This window comes from Kocuria rosea (genome assembly GCF_023715525.1).
Classification (GTDB): Bacteria; Actinomycetota; Actinomycetes; order Actinomycetales; family Micrococcaceae; genus Kocuria; species Kocuria rosea_A.
Genome location: NZ_JAMBOG010000007.1, coordinates 1 through 24,788 on the forward strand (window position 1 = coordinate 1; position 24,788 = coordinate 24,788).

A 24,788-nucleotide genomic window follows, 5' to 3' on the forward strand; every position below is an offset into this window, starting at 1 on the left:
CCCCCCCCCCGCCCCGCCCCCCCCGGCCGGGGGCCCCGCCCGGGCCCCCGGCCGCGCCGCACCCGGCAGGGCGACGACGCCGCCGGGCGCGGCGCCACCCACCACCCCAGAGTCCACCAGGCGAGGAACAGGCGAGGAACAAGCCATGATGACGATGAGCAGCGACCCCGTGACGATCAACGGCGTGACCCTCACCGGCCACCACGTGCCCCGGCAGAACAGCGTGCTCAGCCCCGACGCGCTCGGCTTCCTGGCGGCGCTGCACCGGGAGTTCGAGCCGCGCCGGCGCAGTCTGCTGGCCGCCCGCGAGGAGCGGCGCCGGGCGATCGCCCGCGGCACGGACCCGGCCTTCCTGCCGGAGACCCGGCAGATCCGCGAGGACGACTGCTGGCGGGTCCCGCCGCCCCCGCCCGGCCTCGAGGACCGCCGGGTCGAGATCACCGGCCCCACCGAGCGGAAGATGACCATCAACGCGCTCAACTCCGGGGCGAAGGTGTGGCTGGCGGACATGGAGGACGCCAACACCCCGCACTGGACCAACGTCGTGACCAACCAGCTCAACCTCGTCGACGCCCTCGAGGGCACCATCGAGCACACCGGCCCCGACGGGAGGAAGTACGCGCTCGAGAACAAGGACGCCCGGGCCAATCCCACGATCGTCGTCCGCCCCCGCGGCTGGCACCTCGAGGAGAAGCACCTGTCCGTGCGCGGGGAGCCCGTCGCCGGCGCGCTCGTGGACTTCGGCCTGTACTTCTTCCACAACGTCCGCCGGCTCCAGAAGCTCGGCCTGGGGGCGTACTTCTACCTGCCCAAGCTCGAAAGCCACCGCGAGGCCCGGCTGTGGCACGACATCTTCACCCGCGCCGAGTCCATGCTCGGGGTGGACCGCGGCACCATCCGTGCGACCGTGCTCATCGAGACCATCACCGCCGCGTTCGAGATGGAGGAGATCCTCTGGGAGCTCGGCGAGCACGCCGCGGGCCTCAACGCCGGGCGCTGGGACTACATCTTCTCCGTCATCAAGAACTTCCGCACCCGCGGGCCCCGGTTCATCCTGCCGGACCGCGCTGCGGTGACCATGACGCAGCCGTTCATGCGCGCCTACACCGAGCAGCTGGTGCGGGCCTGCCACCGCCGCCAGGCCATGGCCATCGGCGGGATGGCGGCGTTCATCCCGAGCCGGCGCGACGAGGAGGTCAACCGCACCGCCATCGAGAAGGTCCGCGCCGACAAGACCCGCGAGGCCGAGGACGGCTTCGACGGCTCCTGGGTGGCCCACCCCGACCTCGTGCCGGTGTGCCAGGAGGTCTTCGACGCGGTCCTCGGCGACAGGCCCAACCAGCTCGGCCGGCGGCGGGAGGACGTGGTGCCCGACGACAAGGCGCTCATCGACGTCGCCTCGGCCGAGGGCCGGATCACCGAGGCCGGGATCCGCAACAACATCGAGGTCGGCATCCGCTACATCGAGGCCTGGCTGCGCGGCAGCGGGGCCGTCGCGATCCACAACCTCATGGAGGACGCCGCGACCGCGGAGATCTCCCGGTCCCAGATCTGGCAGTGGGTGAACACGCGCGCCATCACGGACGAGGGCGAGGAGATCACCCGCGAGTGGGTGCGGGAGCTGTTCGAGGAGGAGTTCGCGGCCCTCGAGCGCGCCGAGGGCGACCGCTTCGACGACGCCCGGTCGATCTTCGAGGAGGTGGCTCTGGCCGACGAGTACCCCGCGTTCCTGACCACCCCCGCCTACGCGCGGTTCCTGGCCGAGCCGGAGGACCCGCACGAGCCCGAGGAGGTCCTGCCCCGCGCGGCTCAGACCGCCCGCTGAACCGCCCAGCCGGCCGGGTCCACGACCCACGGCCCCCGCGGCAGGACGTCCTCGTCGAACACGGCGAGGACGTCCTGCGCCGTCCGGACCGGCCCGGGCAGGCCCAGGGACCGCCCGATCAGGCCCAGCACCTCGGCCGGGCCGTGGCCGGCGGCCGAGAGCTCCGCGAGGGTCACGGCGCCGTCGCGCTTGGCGAGGCGCTGCCCGTGCGGGTTGAGCACGAGGGGCACGTGGACCCACTCGGGCCGCGGCAGCCCGAGCACCGCGGCCAGGTGGGCCTGCCGCGGGGTCGAGGGCAGCAGGTCGTCGCCGCGCACCACCTGGTCCACGCCCTGGTGGGCGTCGTCGACGACCACCGCCAGGTTGTAGGCGGGGCGCCCGTCGTTGCGCAGCAGCACGAAGTCGTCCACCAGCCCGGTGTACGCGCCCGCCCACCGGTCCACGACCGTGAGCGAGCGCACCTCGGCGCGCAGCCGCACCGCGGGCGGGCGCTCGCGCCGGCGCCGGGCCCGCTCGGCGCCGTCCAGGCCGCGGCACGTGCCCGGGTAGGCGCCGGGGGCCCCGTGGGGCGCGCTCGCCGCCGTCTGGATCTCCCGGCGCGTGCAGTAGCACTCGTAGGTGCGGCCCTGCGCCGTCAGCGCCTCCACGACGGCCCGGTGGACGGGCTCCCGCGTGGACTGCAGCAGCGGCTCCCCGTCCCAGTCCAGACCGAGGCGGGCGAGGTCCTCGAGCTGGCGCTCGGCGGAGCCGGGGCGGACCCGGTCGAGGTCCTCGACCCGCAGCACGAAGCGCCGCCCGCTCGAGCGGGCGAAGGCCCACGCCAGCAGCGCCGTGCGGAGGTTGCCCAGGTGCAGGTCCCCGGAGGGCGAGGGGGCGTAGCGGCCGGCGCCCGCCGCCGCATCCCCCGGACGGGTGGACGTCATGCGTGACAGGATAGCCAGCCGTGGTCGGTACCCTGGACGGGTGGCGCGCATCAACGAACTCCGCGACGGCGTCTTCGCCGTGAGCACGGACAACTGGAGGCTCAACTCCGGCGTCGTGCTCGGGACCCGCCGCGCCCTCGTGGTGGACACCGGCGCCGGGCCGCGCCAGGGCCGGGAGATCCTCGACGCCGTGCGCTCCCTGACGGGGCTGCCCCTGACCGTGGTCAACACCCACGCCCACCACGACCACTACATGGGCAACGCCGTCTTCCAGCGGGAGGGGGCCTCGGAGTTCTGGGCCCACCGCGGCTGCGCCGAGGCGATCCTCCGGCACGGCGACTACCACCGCTCCTTCGTCGGCACGCACGAGCCCGAGATGGCCGCCGCGGACGGCCCGGACACCGGCCTGGTCGTGCCCAACCGGCACCTGCCGGGCACGGGGCGCCGGCCCGCGCTGGCCCGCATCGAGCTGGGGGAGCGCAGCGCGGTGCTCTTCGCGCTCGGCCGCGGGCACACGGACAACGACGTGTGCGTGGGCGCCGACGACGTCGTGTTCACGGGGGACCTCGTGGAGCAGGGCGCCGACCCCAGCTTCGAGGACTCCTTCCCCCGCGGCTGGGCCACGGCGCTCGAGCACCTGGCCGGCCTGGACCGGTACAGCGTGTTCGTCCCCGGCCACGGGCACCCGGTGGAGCGCGGCTTCGTGCGGCAGCAGGCCCAGCTGATGCGCACCGCGATCGAGCGGGTGGACGCGAGCGCGAACACCGCCGCCGCGTCCGGGGGCGTGCGCCCCGTGACGGCGTCGATGTTCCGCCTGCCCTACGGCCCGGGGGCCGCCCGCGTCCTGCTGGACCGCCTGGAGCGGATCAGGAGCGAGGACGCCGTGACCGCGGAGCTTGCAGCGCTGCCAGTGCCGCAGCCGTCAGCAGACTGACCCCCAGGATCGCGGCGCACCCGGCGGCCGCGGCGAACCCGCCCCCGGGGATCCGCAGGGCCGCCCACAGCGGCAGCAGCCCCAGGGCCAGGGCGCCCGCCCCGGCCACGGCCAGCGCCGCGGTGAGCCACCCGCCGGGGGCGGGGTGCTCCACGGGCCCGGTCAGGCGCAGCACCAGTCCGCCGAGCGCCGCCCAGCCCGCCACGACGAGCAGGGACGCCACCACGTCCGAGGGCCGGTGCCAGCCGTTGAGCAGCGTCGCCACCCCCGTCGCCGTGGTCGCGCACGCCCCGGCGAGCGCGACGAGCGGACGGAGCCGGGCCGGGGCCGCGAGCAGCACCACCGCCACGGCCGCCGCCGCTGCGGCGGTGTGCCCGGAGGGGAACGAGTTGCCCACGGCCTCCTGGACGCCGAGGTCCGGCTTCTCGACGAACACCCGCTTGAGCAGCTGCACCGTGAGGTTCGACAGCACGACCACCGCGGCCCCCGTCACGGCCGGGGTGATCCGGCGCGAGCGGGCCACGAGCACGGCCAGGCACACCGCCGAGACCACGCCCACCGCCCAGGGCAGCAGGTCCAGCAGCTGGCGGGACTGGGCGGACAGGTCCGGGAACGCGCCGTGGGCTTGCTGGAAGGCCCGCTCGTCGAGCCACTGGCCGGTCGTCGTGGTCAGTGCCGCGATCCCCACGAGCACGGCACCGGCCCACGGGAGGGCGGCGCCGAGCACGTGGGCCAGCACGTCGAGGACGGTCGGGGCCGGACGGTGGGCGGTCGCGGTCATGGGTCTCCTGGCGGTCGGGGCGCGGTCGGGCCCGCTCGGGCGGCGCCGGGGCGGTCCCGGCGGAGCCCCATCATTCCACGCCGGGATCAAGGGCGGCTGAGAGCGGGCATAGGCTGGGGCGCATGAGCCCGCCCCCGCCGCTGCCGGAGCTCGACGAGCTGCTCGCCGACGCCCACGTCGTCGCCCTGCCCCTGCGCGTGCGCTTCCGCGGGGTGGACGTGCGGGAGACCGTGGTGCTGCGCGGGCCGGCGGGCTGGGCCGAGTTCGGCCCCTTCCCGGAGTACGGGGACGCGGAGGCCGCGGCGTGGCTGCGCGGCGCCGTCGACGCCGCGTGGCACGGTTTCCCCGCCCCGGTGCGCTCCCGGATCCCCGTCAACGCCACGGTCCCGGCCGTGCCGGTCTCCGGGGTCGCCGCGGTGCTCGCCGGCTTCGCGGGCCGGGTGGGGGCCGTGAAGGTCAAGGTCGCCGAGCGGGGCCAGGACCTCGACGACGACGTCGCCCGCGTCGCCGCCGTGCGGGCCCTGCTCCCGGACGCCGAGCTGCGGGTGGACGCCAACGGCGGCTGGGACGTCGCCCGGGCGCTGGCGGCCCTGGAGCGCCTCGCCGAGCACCGGCTCGCCTACGCGGAGCAGCCCGTGCCCACGGTCGCCGGCCTCGCCGCCGTCCGTGAGGGCCTCGCCGCCCGCGGCATCCCGGTGCTCGTGGCGGCGGACGAGTCGGTGCGCAAGGAGACCGACCCGCTCGCGGTGGCCCGGGCGGGAGCGGCGGACCTGATCGTGGTGAAGGCGGCGCCCCTGGGCGGGGTCCGGCGGGCCCTCGGGATCGTGGCGCAGGCCGGGCTGCCCGCCGTGGTGAGCTCGGCGCTGGACTCGTCGGTCGGCATCCGGGCGGGCCTGGCCCTCGCCGCCGCCCTGCCGGAGCTGCCGTACGCCTGCGGGCTGGGCACCGTCTCCCTGATGCGCGACGACGTGCTGCGGGAGCCCCTGCGGCCCGTGGACGGGTTCCTCGAGCTGCGGGACGCCGTGCCGGACCCGCAGCTGCTGGCCCGCCATGCGGTGCCCGCGCCGCGCCGGCGGTGGTGGCTGGACCGGGTCCGGCGGGTGCACGCGCTGCTCGCCCGGGCCGACCCGCAGGCCCGCCCGGAGGCCCGTCCGGGGACCCGGCCACCGGGCGGCTGAGCGGGGCCCCGGCCGTCCCCGGGCGGACACCCGCCGTTAACCCGGCATTTCCCCGGCCGCTCCCGGGACCTCACCGGGCGGTGGTGCAGTGTCGGTGCACCGTTTCCCGGCCGCGGTCGTCCGCGGACCCGATCCCCAGGGGAGTCATGACCGAAACCGCCAAGCGCACCTTCCTGCCGATGCTGGGCCACGCCCGCGGCAAGCGCAGCCCGCTCACCTGCCAGCTCAAGTGCGGCAACGCCTGCGCCATGGCGGAGTGCAACCACTCCGACAACGGCTACTTCCGCGACATCGCGAGCGCCGCCCTGACCCGCCGCTCCGCCCTGGGCCTGGGCGCGGCGGCGGCCGTGACGATCGGGATCGTCGGTGCGACCCCCGAGGCCGCCCAGGCCGGCCGCGGCCGCTCCGGGCTCTCCTTCACCCCGATCGCCCCGGTGCCCAACACCGTGGACGACCTCACCGTCCCGGAGGGCTTCGACTGGTCCCCGATCATCCGCTGGGGCGACCCCCTCTTCACGGACACCCCGGAGTTCGACCCCCGCAACCAGACCGCCGCGGCGCAGGCGGGCCAGTTCGGCTACAACTCCGACTACCTGGACATCATCCCGGACCGCGGCGGGCGCACCGGCGTGCTCGTGAACAACCACGAGTACACCAACGAGAACATCATGTTCCCCGCCGAGCAGCAGGGCGACCTGCAGCGCGTGGTGGGGGTGGCCATGGCCGCCCACGGCATGTCCGTGGTGGAGATCGCCCGCACCGCGGTCGGCCAGCCCTGGTCCTACGTCCGCGGCGGGAAGCGCAACCGGCGCATCACCCTGAGCACCCCGTTCCGCGTGGACGGCCCGGCCGCCGGCTCCGACCTGCTGAAGACCAAGGACGACCCCACCGGCACCCTGGTCCTGGGCACGCAGAACAACTGCGCCGGCGGCACCACCCCGTGGGGCACCGTCCTGTCCGGCGAGGAGAACTTCAACCAGTACTTCAAGGGCAACGGCTCCGCCGAGCAGAAGCGCTACGGCATCTCCACCGAGGCCCCGAGCCGCCGCTGGCACGAGGTCGACCCCCGCTTCGACTCCACCCTGCCCGGCTACGAGAACGAGCCCAACCGCTTCGGCTGGGTCGTCGAGATCGACCCGCAGGACCCGGACTCCACCCCGGTCAAGCACACGAACCTCGGCCGGTTCAAGCACGAGGGCGCCAACGTGCGCGTGGCCGAGGACGGCACCGTGGTGGCCTACTCCGGCGACGACGAGCGCTTCGACTACCTCTACAAGTTCGTCTCCGCGAAGACGTACCGCGAGGGCGACCGGGCGCACAACATGACGCTGCTCTCCGAGGGCGACCTCTACGTTGCGAAGTTCACCGGGGACACCGCCGCCGAGATCGACGGCTCGGGCCGGCTGCCCTCCGACGGCGCGTTCGACGGCGCCGGGCAGTGGCTGCCCCTCGTGGTGGGCGGCGAGTCCGCGGTCGAGGGCATGTCCGTCGAGGAGGTCCTCGTCCACACCCGCCTCGCCGCGGACAAGGCCGGGGCCACCAAGATGGACCGCCCCGAGGACGTCGAGCCGTCCCCGCACACCGGCAAGGTCTACGTGGCGCTGACCAACAACACCCAGCGCGGCACCGCCGGCAAGGCCGGGCCCGACGAGGCCAACCCCCGCACGCAGAACCGGGACGGGCACATCGTCGAGCTCACCGAGCGCGGCAACCGCGCGGACGCCACCGAGTTCGACTGGAACATCCTGCTGGTGGCCGGGGACCCCGCCAAGAACCCCTCGGTGTACTTCTCCGGGTTCCCCGCGGACAAGGTCTCCCCGATCTCCTGCCCCGACAACCTGGCGTTCGACTCGCAGGGCAACCTCTGGATCTCCACCGACGGCGCCCCGGGGACCATCGGCTACAACGACGGGCTGTACCGGGTCGGCCTCACCGGCGGCGAGCGCGGCAACGTCCGGCAGTTCCTCGCCGTCCCGCAGGACGCGGAGACCTCCGGGCCGGTCATCCACGACCGGGAGGGCATGGTCTACGTGTCCGTCCAGCACCCGGGCGAGGACGGGACGTTCGAGCAGCCCCGCTCGTACTTCCCCGACTACGTGCTCCCGACCCGTCAGGCCGACGGGGAGTTCGCCCTGCCGCGCCCGTCCGTGGCGCAGGTCTTCGCCGCGGGCCGCGACCCGCAGTTCCCGGGGGAGATCTCCGACGCCCCGGGCCGGTCCCGCAACCGGGGCAAGCGCCGCAAGAACGGCGAGCGCGGGCCCCGCTACCGCGGCTACCGCGGCAAGGCGACCCCGGAGACGAAGAAGGCCGCGAAGGCCGCCGGGCGCTCCTACTGAGCGCCGCCCCGGTCCCCGGTCCGCCCGTCGGCCGGCCGGGGACCGGGTGCGTCCGGGGCTACCCTGGACCACTGTGAGCACTCCCTCCCTGGACACCGCCCGCGCCGTGCTCGACCGGCTCGCGGCCGCGGGCCTGCGCCACCTCGTGGTCGCCCCCGGCTCCCGCTCCGCCCCGCTGGCCTACGCCGCGGCGGCCGCCCACGCCGCCGGGGCCCTGGAGGTGCACGTGCGCGTCGACGAGCGCGGCGCGGCCTTCACCGCCCTCGGCATCGCCCGGGCGACCGGGCGACCGGCCGGTGTCGTGACGACCTCGGGCACCGCCGTGGGCAACCTGCTGCCCGCGGTCATGGAGGCCGACCACGCCGAGGTGCCCCTCGTCGTGGTCTCGGCCGACCGGCCGCCCGAGCTGCGCGGCACCGGCGCCAACCAGACCACCCGACAGCCGGGGATCTTCGGGGACCACGTGCGCGCCGCCGTCGACCTCGTCCCCGGGGACGACGACGGGCCCGCCCGCCTCGCGGCCGCCGTCGCCGCCCTGGCCGGCCGGGGCCCCGGCGGTCCTGCCCCGGTGGGCCCCGTCCACCTCAACGTGGCCCTGCGCGAGCCCCTGCACCCCGGCCCCGAGGACGGTCCCGTGCTCGCGGCCTGGGCGGACGTCCTGCCGGCGTCTGCGCCCGGGACCCCGGCCCCCTCGCACGTCGCCGCCGGTCCCGTCCCGGAGCCGGACCCGGGGGCGGAGCAGCGCCGCGCCGTGGTCGTGGCCGGTGACGGGGCCGGCCCGGACGCCGCCCGCTTCGCCGGGGCCCTCGGGCTGCCGCTGCTGGCGGAGCCGTCGTCGAACGCCCGCTCGGGCCCGAACGCCCCGGCCGCGTACCGGCTGCTGCTGGGCACCGCCCTCGGGGGCAGGATCGAGCGCGTCCTGCTGGTCGGGCGGCCCACCCTGTCCCGCCCGGTCGCGGCGCTGCTGGCCCGCCCCGGCGTGGCCACCGCGGTCCTCCAGCCCGGGCCGGTGGCCTGGTACGAGCCCGGCCGCCGGCGCGAGCGGCCCCTGGCGGACTGGGCGGCGGCGGCCGCCTTCACGGGCCGGGGCGCCCCCGGGTGGCTCGCCGCCTGGCAGCAGGCCGGGGCCGCCGCGGACGGGGCCCTCGAGCGGCTGCTCGCCGCCGGCCCGCCCACCGGTCCCGCCGTGGCCGCCCGGCTGTGGGAGGCCTGCCGGCGGGACGGGGCCGTGCTCGTGGCGGGCTCCTCCAACCCCGTGCGGGACCTCGACCTCGCCGCGCGCCCCGCGGGCGCGTCCCCGACGGTCGTCGCCAACCGCGGCCTCGCCGGGATCGACGGGACCGTGGCCACGGCCGCCGGCGCCGCCCTCGGCACGGGCCGGCCCGTCCGGGCGTTCCTGGGGGACCTCACCTTCCTGCACGACGCCTCCTCCCTGCTGCTCGGCACCGGCGAACGGGAGCCCGACCTGCAGGTCGTGGTGCTCAACGACGGCGGCGGCGGGATCTTCGCGACCCTCGAGCACGGGCAGCTGGGGGAGCAGGAGGAGTACCGGGAGACCGTCGAACGCTTCTTCGGCACCCCGCACACGGCGCGGCTGGAGGCCCTGTGCGCGGGCTACGGCGTGGCCCACCGCCGCGCGGAGACCCTCGCCGACCTCGAGCAGGCGCTGGCCGCGCCCGTGCGGGGCCGCTCGGTCGTGGAGGTCCCGGTGCAGCGCCGCGGGCTGCGCGGGCTGCACGCCCGGATCCGGGCCGCGGTCGAGGCCGGCGGCGCCTGAGGCCCCGCCCCGGGGAGCCGCCCGGCGGGCCGGGGACGAGGACGGGCCTGTCGTCCGAGGACGACGGGCCCGTGGCCGGTGGAGCGCGGTCGGTGCCGAGGGAGCGGTCAGTGCTCCGGGGTCTCGACCTGGGTCGGGTTCAGCACCCGGGACAGGAAGCTCTGGGTGCGGGGCTCCTTCGGGCTGCCGATCAGCTCCGCGGCCGGCCCCTCCTCGACCACGACGCCGCCGTCCATGAACACGACCTTGTCGGCGACGTCGCGGGCGAACGCCATCTCGTGGGTGACCACGAGCATGGTCATGCCCTCGGCGGCGAGGTCACGCATGATGGCCAGGACGTCGCCGACCGTCTCGGGGTCGAGGGCCGACGTCGGCTCGTCGAAGAGCATCAGGGCCGGGTCCATGGACAGGGCGCGGGCGATGGCCACGCGCTGCTGCTGCCCGCCCGAGAGCTGGCCGGGCATGCTGTCGGCCTTCTCGGCCAGGCCCACGCGCTCGAGGTTGCCGCGGGCCACCCGCTCGGCCTCGGCGCGGTCCCGCTTGAGCACCTTGACCTGGGCCACGGTGCAGTTCTCGAGCACGTTCAGGTGCGGGAAGAGGTTGAACTGCTGGAAGACCATGCCCACGTGCCGGCGCATCCGGTCGACGTCGGCCTCGGGGTCGGTGACCTCGAAGTCCCCGATCGTGATCCGGCCCCGCTGCGGGACCTCGAGCAGGTTCACGCAGCGCAGCAGCGTGGACTTGCCCGAGCCCGACGGGCCGATGAGGCAGACCACCTGGCCGGCCCCGACGCTGAGGGAGATGCCCTTGAGGACGTCCAGGGAGCCGTAGGACTTGTGCAGGTCCTCGACGACGACGGAGGCGGCGCCCGCGAGGCCGTCGGCGGGCCCGGGCTGCGGCGTGGAGGGGTGTGCGGTGCTCATCGGTGGGCTCCTAGGACTTCTTCATGCGGTCGGTCTTGGACTCGAAGCGGCGGGTCAGGATGCCGAGGGGCACCGTGATGATGAGGTAGCAGGCGCCCGCGACGACCAGCGGGGTCAGCCCGGCGCCGGCCCCGGAGATGGCCTCGCGGCCGTACTTGGTGAGCTCGTACTGGGCCACGCCCATGCCGAGCAGGTACACGAGCGAGGAGTCCTTGGTCAGCAGGATGACCTCGTTGGTCAGCGGCGGCAGCACGATCCGCAGCGCCTGCGGGATGACGATGGTGACCATGGCCCGGGCGTGGGACATCCCGAGGGAGCGGGCGGCCTCGTACTGGCCCTTGGGGACGGCCTGCAGGCCCGCGCGCAGCGACTCGGCGATGTACGCCGCCGCCACGAGCCCGAGGGCGATCATGACGGTCACGTAGTGGTTGAAGCGCACGCCGAAGGCCAGGGGGATGCCGTAGCCGAAGGCCAGGAACACGAGCAGGGCCGGCACGCCGCGGAAGAACTCGATGTAGAGGGTCGCGAGCCACCGGTAGGGCGCCACGGACGAGAGCTTCATCAGGGCGAGGACGATGCCCCCGGAGAGGCCCACCACGAAGCCGAGCAGCGTGTAGATCAGGGTGTTCTTCAGCGCGACGGCGATGATGCCGGGGAACTGCTGGGCGGCGATGTCCGGGTTGAACACCTTCTCGATCAGCAGGGGCCAGTCGGCGATCGCGATCAGCACGATCACGGCGACGATCAGCAGGACGTACTGGATGCCCCGGCTGACCCGGGCTCTCTGGTGCATGGTCATGGCCATGGATGGGTCCGTTCTCGCTGGTACGGGTGGTCGGTGGCTCGGCCGGCGCCCCGGGCCCGGGGCGCCGGCGCGTCGGTCAGTTCTCGTGCGCGGGGATCCACTGCTCGACGATCCGGTCGAGGGCGCCGTCCTGCTCGATCCGGTCCAGGGTCGCGTCGACCTGCTCCAGCATGGCCGTGTTCCCCTTCTTCACCGCGATGCCGAGCTGGTCGTCGAGGTCCGCGGTGTCCCGGACCACGAAGTCGGGGTCGTCCTGGGCGTGCTCGGCGATCGCGGTGACGTCGTCGAGCACGGCCTCCACGCCGCCCGTGCTGAGCGCGGTGAACAGCGTGGTCGCGTCCTCGTACTGCACCGCGTTGAGGCCGAGCTCCTGGGCCTGGGTCTCGCCCACGGTGCCCTGCATGACGCCGACCGGGACCTGCTCCTCGCGGGCCGTCTCGATCGAGTCGACCCCGTCCTCGCCGTCGGTCACGAGCCCCACCTCGTTGTCGTAGTAGGGGTCGGAGAAGTCCATGACGGTGCGGCGCTCCTCGGTGATCGACAGCGCGGAGATCGCGACGTCGCACTGCCCGGTGTCCAGCGCGACGCCGGACTCGATGGACTCGAAGCCCAGCGTGGTGTTCTTCATCTCCACGCCGAGGTCCGCGGCGATCTCCCGGCCGAGGTCCATGTCCAGGCCCACCATCTCGCCGCCCTGCTCCATCTCGAAGGGCGGGTAGTTGGACTCGGAGCACACGGTCAGGCTGCCGGGCTCCACGAGGGCCACGGCCGGGGAGGCCGACGCGCCGGCGCCCTCCCCGGCGGCGTCCTCCGGGGCGCTCCCGGACGAGCACCCGGCCAGGGCCAGGGCGGCCAGCGCGGCCAGGGCCGCGGCGGCGTGCGCGCGGTGCGGGCGGGACGTCGGATGGGTCATGCGGATCTCCTCCGGGGTGTGCGGTGCGGGGTCGGGGTCGTCGGTGCTACAGGCCCATCCAGTCGGCACGCATCCGCTCGAGGGTGCCGTCGCCCTGGATGCGCTCCAGCGTGGTGTTGACCTGCGCGAGGAGCTCGGTGTTGCCCTTCCGTACGGCCACGGCGAGCTCCTCGCCGTTGTCGAGGGTCTCCACCAGCTCGAGGTCGGAGGAGGCCGCGGCGCGCTCGCCGAGGGCGGAGACGTTGCCGACGACGGCGTCCACGCCCTCCGTCTCGAGCGCCTGGAACATGAGCTCGACGTCCTCGTACTGCTGCACTTCCCAGCCCTGGTCGGTCGCGTGGTCCTCGCCGGACGTGCCCTGCTGCACGCCCACGGCGGCCCCGCCGAGCCCGGCGAAGCCGTCGACGCCGGAGTCCCGCGCCGTGAGCAGGGCGAGCTCGTCGTTGAAGTACGGCTCGGAGAAGTCCATGACGGAGGCGCGCTCGTCCGTGACCGTGATGCCGGCGATCGCCACGTCGCACTGGGCGGTGTCCAGGGCCGCCCCCGACTCCAGGGTCTCGAAGTTGGCCTGCACCACGGTCTTCCCGACGCCCAGGTCCGCGGCGATCTCGTCGGCGAGGTCCATGTCGAAGCCCACGATCCTCCCGTCCCGCTCGAGCTCGAACGGCGGGTAGGGGGAGTTGGTGCACACGGTCAGCCCGTCGGCGGTCGCGGAGTCCGCGCCCTCCGCGGTGGAGGTGCAGCCCGTGAGGGCGAGCCCAGCGGCGGCGAGCAGGGCCAGGGCGGGAACGGGGCGGGGGACGGCGGGCATCGTGTGCGGGTTCTCCTCGTCGGCGCCGGTGGGCGCGGGGGTGCTCGGCGGCACCGGCACGGCGCCGCCCTACGGGGCGGTAGCCCCGACGGTGTTCGGGTCACAAGGATACGGTGCCGCCGCGACCGCCGTGGTCCGCGCCCCCGCGCCCCGCCGACCGGGCCCGGGGACGCCGGGGGCACGGGCTAGAGCGCGGAGGCCTCCGGGGCCCCGCGCCCGGCGGCCGCTGCGGCCGCGGCCGCCGGGCGCAGGCCCAGGGCCTGGAGCATGGGCCGCAGCTTCGCCCAGGTCTCGGCGAGCTCCGCCTCGGGGTCGGACGCGGCCACGAGGCCGCAGCCGGCGAAGAGCCGCACGGTGTGCTCGTCCTCCTGCACCGCGCCGCGCAGGGCGATGCCCCAGTCGCCGTTGCCGGCCGCGTCGAGCCAGCCCACGGGGCCCGCGTACAGGCCCCGGTCCATCTGCTCGAGCTCGGGGATCGTGGCCGCCGCCACGGCGGTGGGAGTCCCGCACACGGCGGCCGTGGGGTGCAGGGCCTCCGCGAGCTCCAGGGAGGACGGCGGGTCCCCCGCGGGCCCGGGGCGCAGCACGGCGGTGACGTCCGAGGCGAGGTGCCACACGTTGGGCAGCTCGAGGATGAACGGCTCCGGCGAGGTCGTCACGACCTCCGTGTACGGGGCGAGGGACGCCACCAGGGAGTCGATCGCGAAGCCGTGCTCGTGCTGCTGCTTCTCGGACTCGCCGAGCACGCGGGCCGCGAAGGCCTGCGGGTCCTCGGCGGCCGGCACCGCGTCCCGGTCCAGCGTGCCCGCGAGCACCCGGGCGTGGGCCACGCCGTCGAACACCTGCACGAGCATCTCCGGGGTCGCCCCCACCAGCCGGCCCGTCCCCGTCCCGGCGTCGTCGCCGAAGCCGACGCAGTACGTCCAGCACTGCTCGTAGCGGTGGGCGAGGTCGCGGACCACGGCCACGGGGTCGAGGGGCGCGTCCAGCCGGGCCACGACGTCCCGGGCCAGCACCAGCTTCTCCAGCCGTCCCTCGCGGATCCGCCCGACGCCCTCGCGCACGGCCTCGGTCCACTCCCGCTCGTCGAGGGTCCCGGGGAGCAGGTGCGCGGCGGCGGGCGGACCCGCCGGGGCGTCGCCGGCGGGCACGCGCCCGGGGGCCGCGCCGAACCGGCGCACCCAGGCGGCGGCGACGTCGTCGGTGCTCAGCGTGAAGGGCGTGCCGGGGGCCACCGCCACGACGAGGCTGACCCACGCGGCGTCGTCCCGGCGCCCCACGAGCAGCTCCGGGACCACGAGGCCCGACGCGGCCGCGGAGTCCGCGGCGAACGTGAACGCGCCGAAGGCGGTCAGCCCGGTGCCGGGGGCGCCCACCCGGTCCTCGACCTCGGCGGCGGCGACCACGTCGTCCCACCACACGCGCGCGGCCGTGAACCGGTCCGCGCCGCGCACGGCGTGCTCCGCGGCGCGGCCGTGGGCCACCAGGCCGCGGCCGTCCACGGTCCACGTGAGCAGCTCCGGGCCGGCCAGCAGGTCCCGCAGGTCCGGCAGGGGGCCCGCACCGAGCTCGGACAGGAAGACCGTGAGCGCGTGCAGGACGGGGACCGGCGGGGCGACGGCGGGGTCGGTGGCAGACATCGCCCCCCAGTCTAAGCCGGACGGCCGACAGGCCCGTGCGGGCCCCGGACCGGGCACGGGCCGGGGCCCGCCCGGCCGCGAGGGGGCGTCGGGGGGAGGTGCGACAATGTGCGGGTGAACCGAGCAGACCTGTCCAAGCAGCCGCACGAAGTCTCCGCCATGTTCGACGACGTGGCGCCCCGCTACGACCTCGTCAACGACATCCTCTCCCTGGGCCGGGCCCGGAGCTGGCGCAAGGTCGTCGCGGAGGCCGTCGGCGCGGTGCCGGGGGAGAAGGTGCTGGACCTCGCCGCCGGGACCGGGACCTCGTCCGAGCCGTACGCGGACGCGGGCGTCGACGTCGTCGCCGCGGACCTCTCGCTCGGGATGCTCGAGGTGGGCCGCGCCCGCCGCCCCGACATCGAGTTCGTCCAGGCGGACGCCACGCGGCTGCCCTTCGCGGACGAGAGCTTCGACGTCGTGACCATCTCCTTCGGGCTGCGCAACATCCAGGACCACCAGCGCGCCCTCGCCGAGATGCTGCGCGTCACCCGCCCCGGCGGGCGGCTCGTGATCTGCGAGTTCTCCACCCCCGCGTTCGGGCCGCTGCGCACCGTCTACACCGAGTACCTCATGAAGGCCCTGCCCGGGATCGCCGCGCGCGCCGCGTCCAACCCCGAGGCCTACCAGTACCTCGCCGAGTCCATCGCGGCGTGGCCGGACCAGGAGGCCCTCGCCGCCGAGATCGCCGCGACCGGCTGGACCGGGGTGCAGTACCGCAACCTCACGGGCGGCATCGTGGCCGTGCACCGCGCGCTCAAGCCCGCCGCGGGCGCCTCCACCACCCGATGAGGGCCCTCGTCCTCGGGGGCGGGCCGGCGGGCGCCACCGCCGGGTACTGGCTGGCCGCCTCCGGGATCGAGGTGACCGTGCTGGAGAAGACCGCGTTCCCGCGCGAGAAGGTCTGCGGGGACGGGCTGACCCCCCGCGCCGTGCGCGAGATGCAGCTCATGGGCCTGCCGCACGGGCCCGGGCTCGGCTACGCCCGCAACCGGGGCCTGCGCCTCGTGGCCCGGCAGCGCAGCGTCGAGGTGCCCTGGCCCGAGCTCACCGACTTCCCCTCCTACGGGCTCGTGCGCACCCGCCTGGGCTTCGACCAGCAGCTCGCCGAGCACGCCCGGGCGGCCGGGGCCCGGGTGCTGGAGCGGCGCGCCGTGACCGGGGTGCTGCGCGACGGGGCGGGTCGGGTCGTCGGCGCCCGCGCCGCCGTGGTCGACGACGCCGGGCGCCGGACCGGGCGGGCCGAGGAGCACCGGGCGGACGTCGTGCTCGCCGCGGACGGCAACTCGGCGCGCGCCGCCGTGTCCGCGGGCCTGCACCGCCGGGAGGACCGGCCCATGGGGGTCGCGGTGCGTGCGTACTACGAGTCCCCGCGCTCGCAGCTCGACTGGATGGAGGGGTGGCTGGAGCTCACCGACGGCCACGACCCGCGCGGGGCGCTGCTGCCCGGCTACGGCTGGGTCTTCGGCGTCGGCGACGGCACGGCCAACGTGGGCCTCGGGATCCTCGACACCTCCCCGGCCTTCGGGGCGCTGGACTACCGCAGGGTGCTCGCCGGGTGGACCGCGTCCATGCCCGCCGAGTGGGCCTTCGACGAGGAGCACCGCCGGGGACGCGTGCTGAGCGCCGCCTTGCCCATGGCGTTCAACCGCACGCCCCACCACGTGCCCGGGATGCTGCTGCTGGGCGACGCCGCGGGGCTCGTGTCCCCGTTCAACGGGGAGGGGATCTCCAACGCCATGGAGTCCGCCCGCTACGCCGCCGAGCACGTCGTGGCCGCCGCGGCCGCCCACGGGCCCGCCCAGCGCGAGCTCGTGCTCGCCCGCTACCCGCAGCGGGTGCGGCAGGAGTGGGGCGCCCACTTCACGCAGGGCCGGGTCCTCGCCCAGCTCATCGGCAGCCCGGCCGTGATGAAGGCCGCCGTGCGCACGGGCATGGCCGTGCCCGCGCTGATGCGCTTCGTGGTCCGGGTGATGACCGAGCTCGCCGACCGCCCGCCGCACACGTGGGAGGACCGGGTGATCGCCCTGCTGGACGCCCTGACGCCCCCCACCGGCAACACCCGCCCCCCGAAAACTCGCTAGAGTGGTGGACCGTGACTGAATCCTCCTCCCCGAGCTCCAGCGGCCCCGGCGCGGGCCTCGGCACGGGCCTCGGCGCCGATCAGGTCAAGCTGCCCGCCGGCTTCGACCTCATCGCGTCCGACGAGCGGCTCGGCCCGGTCGTGCTCCGGGCGCTCGCGCGGATCGAGGAGCGCCTGGACGACGCCGTGCGCAGCGCCGACCAGCTCGCCGACATCACCTCCCGCCACCTGCTCCAGGCTGGCGGCAAGCGGGTGCGTCCCCTCCTGACCGTGCTCGCGGCGGAGATCGGCGGCGGGATCAACGACGCCGTGCTCGAGGCCGCCGCCGTCGTGGAGCTCACCCACCTCGCCACCCTCTACCACGACGACGTCATGGACTCCGCGCCGCTGCGCCGGGGCGTGGCGACCGCCCAGACCGTGTGGGGCAACTCGGTCGCCATCCTCACCGGCGACCTCATCTTCGCGCGCGCCTCCTCCATGGTCTCCGAGCTCGGCCAGCGCGCCCTCAAGATCCAGGCCGACACCTTCGAGCGCCTGGTCCTGGGCCAGCTGCACGAGACGGTCGGCCCGCGCGAGGGCCAGGACCCGCTCGAGCACTACCTCGACGTCCTCGCCGGCAAGACGGGCTCCCTCATCGCGGCGTGCGGGCACTTCGGGGCGGCGCTGGCCGGCGCCGAGCAGGACGTCGTCGACGTCATGGTGGATTACGGCGAGAAGGTCGGCATCGCGTTCCAGCTCGCCGACGACGTCATCGACGTCGTCGGCGCGGACGAGGTCTCCGGCAAGACGCCCGGCACGGACCTGCGCGAGGGCGTGCCCACGCTGCCCGTGCTCATCCTGCGCCGGATGGCCGCCGAGGGCGACGCCGAGGCCGGGGCCGCCGTCGAGCTGCTCGACTGCGACCTGACCTCCGACGAGGCCCTCGCGCGGGCGGTCGCCGCGCTCGCCGCGCACCCGGCCACCCAGGAGGCCTGGCGGATCGCCCGGCACTGGGCCGACGAGGCCATCGCGGCGCTCGCGCCCCTGCCCGACTCCGTGGCCAAGCGGGCGCTCGTGGCCTTCGCGCACGCCGTCGTCCACCGCGAGGCCTGACCCGCCTCCGTCCTCCGGTGCGGCGCACGGCCGCACGCGACTAACCTGGGTGCATTCGTACCATCCACCGCACCCGAGGACGACCCATGAGCCAACAAGCCCCACCCGGACCCGTCGCCAAGAACACGTCTCGCGAGGCGTTCTCCAGCCGCACGGTCTTCATCTTCGCCGCCATCGGCTCCGCCGTCGGCCTCGGCAACATCTGGCGCTTCCCCTACGTCGCCTACGAGAACGGCGGCGGCGCGTTCATCATCCCCTATCTCGTCGCGCTGCTCACCGCCGGCATCCCGCTGCTCATGCTCGAGTACGGCGTCGGCCACCGCTTCCGCGCCTCGGCGCCGCTGGCCTTCCGCCGCCTGCACCCCAAGACCGAGTGGATCGGCTGGTGGCAGATGGGCATCAGCTTCGTGATCGCCGTCTACTACGCCCTCATCCTGGGCTGGGCGATGCTCTACACGCTGTTCTCGTTCAACAAGGCCTGGGGCGCGGACCCCGCCGCGTTCTTCATGTCCGACTTCATGCAGGTCTCCGAGGAGGTCACGGTCGGCTTCGACTTCATCCCCAGCGTGCTCCTCGCCACGGGCATCGCCTGGATCGCGCTGCTCGTCGTGCTGCTGCTCGGCGTGCAGAACGGCATCGGCCGGGTCAACCTGATCCTCATCCCGCTGCTCGTGGTCATGTTCCTGGTGATCGTGGTCATCGCGCTCACCCTGCCCGGCGCCACGGACGGACTCAACGCGTTCTTCACGCCCAACTGGGCGGCGCTGGGCGACAGCGCCGTGTGGGTCGCCGCCTACGGGCAGATCTTCTTCTCGCTGTCGGTGGGCTTCGGCATCATGATCACCTATTCGTCCTACCTCAAGCCCAAGACGGACCTCACCAGCTCGGCGCTCGTGGTCGGCTTCGGCAACTCGAGCTTCGAGATCCTCGCGGGCATCGGCGTCTTCGCGGCGCTGGGCTTCATGGCCTCGACGGCGGGCGTGGCCGTGGGCGACGTCGCCACCTCGGGCATCGGCCTGGCGTTCATCGCGTTCCCCACGATCATCGCCGAGGCGCCCTTCGGCACCCTCATCGGCGTGCTGTTCTTCGCCTCCCTGACCTTCGCCGGCTTTACCTCGCTCGTGTCGATCGCGGAGGTCGTCGTGGCCGGGGTCCAGGACAAGCTGGGCCTGCGCCGGCGCACCGCGGTGATCGGGGTGGTCCTGCCGATGACCGTGATCTCCCTGCTGCTGTTCCCGACCACCACGGGGCTGAACCTGCTGGACGTGACGGACGCCTTCGTCAACAACTTCGGCATCGTCGCCGCGGCCCTGGTCTCCGTGATGCTGCTGACCGCCGGCTTCTCCGCCCTGCCGACCCTGCGGGACCACCTCAACTCGGTGTCGTCCTTCAAGCTGGGCCGCACGTGGATGGTCGTGGCCGGTGGCATCACGCCGATCGTGCTGGGCTACATCCTCATCGACACGCTCACCACGACCATCGCGGAGGGCTACGGCGGGATGCCCACGTGGTTCGTCGGCACGTTCGGCTGGGGCATGGCCATCGGGCTGGTCGTGATCGCGTACCTGCTCTCGAAGCTCCCCTGGCCGGCGGCCTCCCGGGCGTCCGAGCTCAGCCCGTCCCCGGCGATCCTCGACGCCCACGTCGACCGGCACCGGCTCCGCCACGGCAGTCCGCTGTCCCGCTGGTCGGACTCCGCCCTGCGCACGCCCGCCCTGGACCAGGAGTTCTCCTACCGCACCGTCCAGGAGGGGACCGTCGCGTCCTCCTCCGGCCGGCACGCGGCGGCCGAGCCCTCCGAGACCGCGCCCTGGACGTCCGGCGCCGAAGGCGCCACCACCCCCACCCGGACCGAGGAGGACCCCCGATGACCCCCGTCGCGATCGTCATGATGCTCATCGCCGTGCTGACGGTGTGGGGCGGCTTCGTCGCCGCCCTGGTGCACCTCAGGCGCACCCCCGAGGTCCCCGACGACGACCAGGGCTTCGGTGCCGACGACTACGTCCGCACCACCTGATCCGCTCCCGGGCCCCAGGCCCGGAACGCAGGAAGGGCCCCCGGCGCACCGCGCCGGGGGCCCTTCCTCGTGCCCGGCCCTTCCTCGTGCCCGGTCCTTCCTCGTGCCCGGTCCTTCCTCGTGGTCGGTCCTTCCTCGTGGTCGGTCACCGCCCGTGGCCGGGGCGGGCTCGCCGTCAGGCGCGGACGGCCCGCGGGGCGCGCACCGCGTCGAGCACCAGCAGCAGCACGGCGCACCACACGAACCCGAAGCCCACCCAGCGCACGAACGGCATCCGCTCGCCGAGCACCAGCACGGCGAGGAGGAACTGCATGATCGGGGCCACGTACTGGATCATGCCGACAGTGCTCAGGGGCAGGCGGGTCGCGGCGACGCCGAAGAGGATCAGCGGCACGGCGGTGATCACGCCGGACGAGAGCAGCAGCAGGAAGTGCCCGGTCCCCTCCGTGGCGAGGCTCAGCCGGTCCCGGGCCGCCAGCGACCCGACGACGGCGGCGGCGACGGGGGCCAGGGCCAGCGTCTCGACCGTGAGCGTCACGATCGCCGGGTAGGCCCCGCCCACCATGTTCTTCACGAGCCCGTAGAAGCCGAAGGAGAACGCCAGGCCCAGCGACAGCCACGGCACCTCGCCGTAGAAGACCGCCATGACGACGACGGCGGCGAGGCCCACGCCCACGGCCGCCCACTGCAGCGGGCGCATCCGCTCGCGCAGCACGACCACGCCCAGCAGGACGGCCACCAGGGGGTTGATGAAGTAGCCCAGGGAGGCCTCCAGCGTGTTGCCCGTGGTCGTGGCGACCGTGTACAGGAACCAGTTGCTCCCCACGAGCAGGCCCGCCACGGTCAGGGCCCCGATCGTGCGGGGCGAGCGCAGCACCCGGCCCAGCGGGCCCAGCCCGCCGGTGAGGGCGAGCACGGCCAGGCAGAAGACGAGGGAGAACAGCACGCGCATCGCCACGATCTCCACCGGGGTGGCTGGCTCGAGGAGCACGAAGTAGAGGGGCAACAGGCCCCAGATGCCGTAGGCGCCGAACCCGGACAGCAGTCCGGCCCGGGTCCTCGCCTGCGCGTCGGGACCCGGGCCGGGTGCGGTGTTGTATGCGGTCACGCTCGAGGGTACCGCCCGGGCTCAGAGCCCGAAGAACCGGCTGAAGAAGCCCTTCTTGCGCTCGGCCTGCTCCTCGCGCTCCTCGGCCGCCTCCTCGCCGTCCACCACGGGCTCCGCGGTGGCGCTGCCGGGGACACCGGGGCCGGCGACGACCTCGCGCTCGACCTCCCGCTCGGCGACGGGCTCCGCGACGGGCTCCGCGACGGGCTCCGCGACGGGCTCCGCGACGGGCTCGGCCACCCGCTCGGGGGCGGCCGCCCGGGCCGGCTCCGCCCGGACGGGCTCGGGGCCGGGCACCACGGTGGTGCTCACCCGGCCGGGACGCACGTCGCGGTCCGAGGGCTCCTGATCGAACGGCAGGTCGGCCTCGGCCGCCCCGGCGTAGGCCGCCGGCTGCTCCTCCGGCTCCCGCTCGGCCGGGCGCTCGGCGTGCTCGGTCTCCACGAAGTCCGGCACCTCGAGCGGCTCGGGCTGCTCCGGGGACGCCGGCACGGTCTGCTCGACCGGCGCGGCGGGCTGCGGGGCCGGCGCCTCGGCGGGCGCGGCGGCGCGCTGCGGCTCGGCCTCCCGGCGGGCGGCCGTGGCCTCCGCCGCCGCGCGGTCCTCGCGCAGGGTGGCGGCGCGGGCCCGGGCGTCCGCGGCGAGGTCCGCGAGGATCTCGGGGCCGACCGACGGCTCGGCCGGCTCCACGCCCGAGATCTGGTGGTCGTCGAACCAGAAGCGCTGGGCGCCGTCGGCGACGGTCACCACGCACGTGGCCTCGGTGTCCCACTCGATGTGGGCGCCGCGCAGCTTGGCGTAGGAGTCCACGGCCAGGTTGTGGTCCACGGCGGTGTCCGTGGTGAGGGCCTCCGCGATGACCCGCATCATCCGCTCCACGGTCAGCTCGGGCAGCTCGAACTCGGGCCCCTCCAGCAGCAGCCACGCGGTCACCCCGCCGCCGGCGGTCGCCGGGTAGTGCGCGTAGATCCCCGTGACGGCCTTCGCCGCGAGGGTCAGGCGGCGGGCCAGGCCCTCCGCCACGGGCAGCTCGTCGGTGGACAGCTCCGCCACGCCCAGCCGGGTGCCGGCCTCCCGGGCCTGGACCGCGGCGGAGACCACGGCGGCGGGGAAGTGCCCCAGCTCCTGCCAGGACCAGATCCACGACCCGCGGGAGGCGGAGTCGGTGCCCAGCAGGTACGGGGTCAGGGTCACGGGGGGCTCGGTCTGCAGGGTGAACGCTGGCGCGGAGAAGTCGACGTCCCACCCGGCGCCCTGGGTCAGCTCGGCCAGCCTGGCCTGGTACTCGGTGGAGATGAAGATCGACTCGTCGATCAGGTCCTGCAGCGTTTTCGTCATGCGCCAAGGCTAGCAATTCTCCCGCGCGCCCCGGCGTCACCGCGGAAGCGCCCGGTGCGTCCCCGGCCCCCGGGACACGGGCCCGGCCCGGGGTGGGCGGCACCCGTTTCGGTAGGGTGGGCGCGAGGCGTGCGGACCGGCGCCGCCGTGCCCGGCCGCCCGCCCCCGCCCCGTGTCCACCCGATCCGAACAGGCCCCGTGCGGGCCGGGAACGAGCCACCGCATGAGCGAGAACCCCGCCGCTGCCACCTCCGGCCCCAGCCAGCAGGAGCTGCTCAACACCATCGGCTCGTGGGTGCTGTCGGTGCTGCGCACCGAGCCGGGGTGGGACCGGATGATCGTGGACCTCAAGGTCCAGGGCGGGCGCGTGCACCTGCGCGTGCGCGAGCAGCGCGGCGAGCAGGTGGTCCCCGGCACCGCGGGCCCCGTCAAGGAGGACAGCGCTGTCATCCCCGCCGTCCGGCAACTGCGGGAGCGCTCCTACCTGCCGGGCCGCGGGACCTGGTTCACCGCGACCGTCGCGATCCTCGCGCAGGGCTGGCCCGAACCCGCCTACCGGATCGGCGGGACCTACGACTTCGACGGCGAGCCCGGCACGTGGGGCACGGAGGGGCCTTACACGGCGCGGGACCTGCTCGAGCACCTGGAGCGGTTTCCGCGCACCCGGGCCCGGACTCCCGCGTGGGCGGGCGAGCTCGCGCGGCGGGACGGTGTGGAGCTGCCGGTGCTCGAGCCCGGCGCCGAGCGCGCGGCGGAGCGCGAGGGCGTGGTCCACCCCCTGGTGCGGGCCGCGATCGACCGGTTCGCGAGCGCCCCGGACGACGCCGGGATGATCGAGGTCGTCCGGCAGTGCATGGCGGGGTCCCTGCTGCTGGACGTCACGGCGAGCACCCTCGTCGAGGGTCCCGGCGGCGAGACCGTGGGCCCCGGCTCCCAGCTGCGGGTCCAGACGCTCGGCGAGGCGGACGGGACGCGCTCGCTGGCCGCCTACACCTCGGCCGCCGAGGCGCAGGCCATGTTCGAGCGCCACCACGAGGGCGGCGGGCAGCCCGTGCTGCTGCGCGAGCCCGCCGTGAAGGTCCTGCAGATGCTCGTGGACGACGCCCAGTACGACCACCTCGTGATCGACCCGGCGCGGCAGGGCTGCCGGATCGGGCGCCCCCAGGTGGAGTGGGCCATGCGCTCGCCCCGCAACGACGCCGTCAAGGCCGCGCTGCTCGACAACAGCATGCCGCAGCTGCTCGCGGGGCTGCTCGCCCCCGACGCGGTGCTGCTGCTCGGGGCCCGGGTGCGGGGCGGGCGCGCGGTGCCCGTCTACGCGAAGCCGGAGGAGGAGGGCGCGGCCCCGGACACCCTGCTGCTGTTCACGTCCGCGGCGGAGATCGCCGCACTGGACCCGGCGCTGGAGGTGCGCTCCGCGCCGTCGCGGCAGGCGCTGCGCTTCGCCCTCGACGCCGGGGCGAAGAAGATCTGCCTCAACGCCCGGCCCCCGGTGGCCACACTGACGGCCGAGCAGCTGCGCGAGCTGCTGGCGCTGGTCGACCGGACCGCGGGAACGGACCCGGCCGCGGGCGCGGACCCGGCGGCCGGCACGGAGAAGGACGCCGGCGGGGGCGCCGGACGCGGCTGAGCGGGGCCGCTCAGGCGGCGGGGAGCCCGCCGGCGGGCTCGCCCTCGGCGGCGAGGCAGCTCGCGCAGATGCCGCGGTAGACCACGTCGGCGGAGAGCATGCGCATCCCGTGGGCGTCGGAGGGCGTGAGGCAGGGCGTGCGGCCGACGGCGCAGTCGACGTCGGAGACCGCGCCGCAGCGCACGCAGTACGCGTGGTGGTGGTTGTCCTCGGTGCGGGTCTCGTACAGCGCCGGGGAGGCCGGCGGCTCGAACTTGCGCAGCATCCCGACGGCGGTGAGATCGGACAGCACCACGTACACGGACTGCACCGTGATCGTCGGCAGCACCTCGCGCACCGCCGCGACGACGTCCTCGGCGGTCGAGTGGGGACGGCGGTCGACCGCGTCGAGGACGGCCAGCCGCTGCTTGGTGACGCGGCGACCGGAGGAGCGCAGCCGGTCCGACCACGTCGCAGCCCGGCCGGAGTCCGCGGGTGCGGGACGATCCGTTGTCTGCATGCCCCCACCGTAGCGTTATCACGACGGACTCACAATAGCGAGGCGGGTCCTCCGGCGGCGGGACGGGGTGGGCCCGGACACACGCTCGGAATGACCTGGGAACTGCCTGCGCGGACGGTGGAGCGGGAAGACGGCG

21 protein-coding genes are annotated in these 24,788 nt (G+C 75.0%); 11 read left to right on the plus strand and 10 right to left on the minus strand.

All coding sequences use genetic code 11. The features are described from left to right. Positions 1-148 precede the first annotated feature (148 nt). Positions 149-1,825 (plus strand): malate synthase A, encoded by a 1,677-nt coding sequence (gene aceB, locus M3185_RS06525; protein ID WP_251333009.1) that lies wholly within the window; start codon positions 149-151, stop codon positions 1,823-1,825. On the opposite strand, the gene gluQRS is transcribed toward aceB, so the two are convergent. Beyond that, positions 1,810-2,748 carry a tRNA glutamyl-Q(34) synthetase GluQRS gene (gene gluQRS, locus M3185_RS06530; protein WP_251332867.1) on the minus strand — a complete coding sequence of 313 codons (939 nt, stop codon included), beginning with the start codon at positions 2,746-2,748 and terminating at the stop codon, positions 1,810-1,812. The genes aceB and gluQRS overlap by 16 nt on opposite strands. Before the next feature lie 40 nt (positions 2,749-2,788). Between gluQRS and M3185_RS06535 the strand changes: the two genes are divergently transcribed. Beyond that, positions 2,789-3,682, plus strand: coding sequence for an MBL fold metallo-hydrolase (locus M3185_RS06535; RefSeq protein WP_251332868.1), 894 nt, complete (start codon positions 2,789-2,791; stop codon positions 3,680-3,682). On the opposite strand, the gene M3185_RS06540 is transcribed toward M3185_RS06535, so the two are convergent. Continuing rightward, positions 3,615-4,463: a phosphatase PAP2 family protein gene (locus M3185_RS06540; RefSeq protein WP_251332869.1), complete on the minus strand. Its 849-nt coding sequence runs from the start codon at positions 4,461-4,463 to the stop codon at positions 3,615-3,617. The two genes, M3185_RS06535 and M3185_RS06540, sit on opposite strands and share 68 nt — an antisense overlap. A 122-nt stretch (positions 4,464-4,585) precedes the next feature. Here M3185_RS06540 and M3185_RS06545 point away from each other — a divergent pair, with 122 nt between their 5' ends. The 3 genes from M3185_RS06545 (at position 4,586) to menD (ending at position 9,754) form a co-directional block, all read left to right on the plus strand. Beyond that, positions 4,586-5,641 (plus strand): o-succinylbenzoate synthase, encoded by a 1,056-nt coding sequence (locus M3185_RS06545; protein WP_251332870.1) that lies wholly within the window; start codon positions 4,586-4,588, stop codon positions 5,639-5,641. Between the two features lie 146 nt (positions 5,642-5,787). Continuing rightward, positions 5,788-7,977 (plus strand): PhoX family protein, encoded by a 2,190-nt coding sequence (locus M3185_RS06550; RefSeq protein WP_251332871.1) that lies wholly within the window; start codon positions 5,788-5,790, stop codon positions 7,975-7,977. A gap of 73 nt (positions 7,978-8,050) precedes the next feature. Next, positions 8,051-9,754 (plus strand): 2-succinyl-5-enolpyruvyl-6-hydroxy-3-cyclohexene-1-carboxylic-acid synthase, encoded by a 1,704-nt coding sequence (gene menD / locus M3185_RS06555; protein WP_251332872.1) that lies wholly within the window; start codon positions 8,051-8,053, stop codon positions 9,752-9,754. Positions 9,755-9,861: 107 nt separating this feature from the next. Here the strand turns inward: menD and M3185_RS06560 are convergent, their stop codons facing one another. From M3185_RS06560 to M3185_RS06580, 5 genes are all read right to left on the minus strand, one after another. Further along, a complete protein-coding gene (locus tag M3185_RS06560) occupies positions 9,862-10,677 on the minus strand; it encodes an amino acid ABC transporter ATP-binding protein (RefSeq protein WP_251332873.1) in 816 nt (271 codons plus the stop codon). 10 nt (positions 10,678-10,687) lie between these two features. Then, complete coding sequence (locus M3185_RS06565) at positions 10,688-11,482, minus strand: amino acid ABC transporter permease (protein WP_251332874.1); 795 nt, start codon at positions 11,480-11,482, stop codon at positions 10,688-10,690. A gap of 76 nt (positions 11,483-11,558) precedes the next feature. Beyond that, on the minus strand, positions 11,559-12,395 hold the full coding sequence (locus M3185_RS06570; RefSeq protein ID WP_251332875.1) for an ABC transporter substrate-binding protein: 837 nt from the start codon (positions 12,393-12,395) through the stop codon (positions 11,559-11,561). 46 nt (positions 12,396-12,441) lie between these two features. Further along, positions 12,442-13,266, minus strand: coding sequence for an ABC transporter substrate-binding protein (locus tag M3185_RS06575; protein WP_251332876.1), 825 nt, complete (start codon positions 13,264-13,266; stop codon positions 12,442-12,444). Between the two features lie 125 nt (positions 13,267-13,391). Further along, the gene (locus M3185_RS06580; RefSeq protein ID WP_251332877.1) at positions 13,392-14,846 is read right to left on the minus strand and encodes an isochorismate synthase; all 1,455 of its coding nucleotides are present in this window, start codon (positions 14,844-14,846) and stop codon (positions 13,392-13,394) included. A 114-nt stretch (positions 14,847-14,960) separates the two neighbouring features. Between M3185_RS06580 and M3185_RS06585 the strand changes: the two genes are divergently transcribed. The 5 genes from M3185_RS06585 to M3185_RS06605 all read left to right on the plus strand — a co-directional run bounded on the left by M3185_RS06585 (position 14,961) and on the right by M3185_RS06605 (position 20,077). Further along, positions 14,961-15,677 (plus strand): demethylmenaquinone methyltransferase, encoded by a 717-nt coding sequence (locus M3185_RS06585; protein ID WP_251332878.1) that lies wholly within the window; start codon positions 14,961-14,963, stop codon positions 15,675-15,677. After that, a complete protein-coding gene (locus tag M3185_RS06590) occupies positions 15,674-16,969 on the plus strand; it encodes a geranylgeranyl reductase family protein (RefSeq protein ID WP_251332879.1) in 1,296 nt (431 codons plus the stop codon). Before M3185_RS06585 ends, M3185_RS06590 begins: the two co-directional genes overlap by 4 nt. Positions 16,970-16,980: 11 nt before the next feature. Further along, positions 16,981-18,060 carry a polyprenyl synthetase family protein gene (locus tag M3185_RS06595; RefSeq protein ID WP_374238476.1) on the plus strand — a complete coding sequence of 360 codons (1,080 nt, stop codon included), beginning with the start codon at positions 16,981-16,983 and terminating at the stop codon, positions 18,058-18,060. An 86-nt stretch (positions 18,061-18,146) separates the two neighbouring features. Further along, entirely contained in the window at positions 18,147-19,931 is a 1,785-nt protein-coding gene (locus M3185_RS06600) for a sodium-dependent transporter (protein WP_251332880.1), read from the plus strand. Next, positions 19,928-20,077 carry a methionine/alanine import family NSS transporter small subunit gene (locus M3185_RS06605; protein ID WP_251332881.1) on the plus strand — a complete coding sequence of 50 codons (150 nt, stop codon included), beginning with the start codon at positions 19,928-19,930 and terminating at the stop codon, positions 20,075-20,077. The genes M3185_RS06600 and M3185_RS06605 overlap by 4 nt, the downstream gene beginning before the upstream one ends. Positions 20,078-20,252: 175 nt before the next feature. Here the strand turns inward: M3185_RS06605 and rarD are convergent, their stop codons facing one another. Beyond that, the gene (gene rarD, locus M3185_RS06610) at positions 20,253-21,185 is read right to left on the minus strand and encodes an EamA family transporter RarD (protein WP_251332882.1); all 933 of its coding nucleotides are present in this window, start codon (positions 21,183-21,185) and stop codon (positions 20,253-20,255) included. Positions 21,186-21,206: 21 nt separating this feature from the next. Continuing rightward, complete coding sequence (locus tag M3185_RS06615; RefSeq protein WP_251332883.1) at positions 21,207-22,523, minus strand: DUF6882 domain-containing protein; 1,317 nt, start codon at positions 22,521-22,523, stop codon at positions 21,207-21,209. A 223-nt stretch (positions 22,524-22,746) separates the two neighbouring features. Between M3185_RS06615 and M3185_RS06620 the strand changes: the two genes are divergently transcribed. Then, entirely contained in the window at positions 22,747-24,153 is a 1,407-nt protein-coding gene (locus tag M3185_RS06620) for an SseB family protein (protein WP_251332884.1), read from the plus strand. Positions 24,154-24,163: 10 nt separating this feature from the next. Here the strand turns inward: M3185_RS06620 and M3185_RS06625 are convergent, their stop codons facing one another. Beyond that, on the minus strand, positions 24,164-24,652 hold the full coding sequence (locus M3185_RS06625; protein WP_251332885.1) for a Fur family transcriptional regulator: 489 nt from the start codon (positions 24,650-24,652) through the stop codon (positions 24,164-24,166). Between the last annotated feature and the right edge of the window lie 136 nt (positions 24,653-24,788).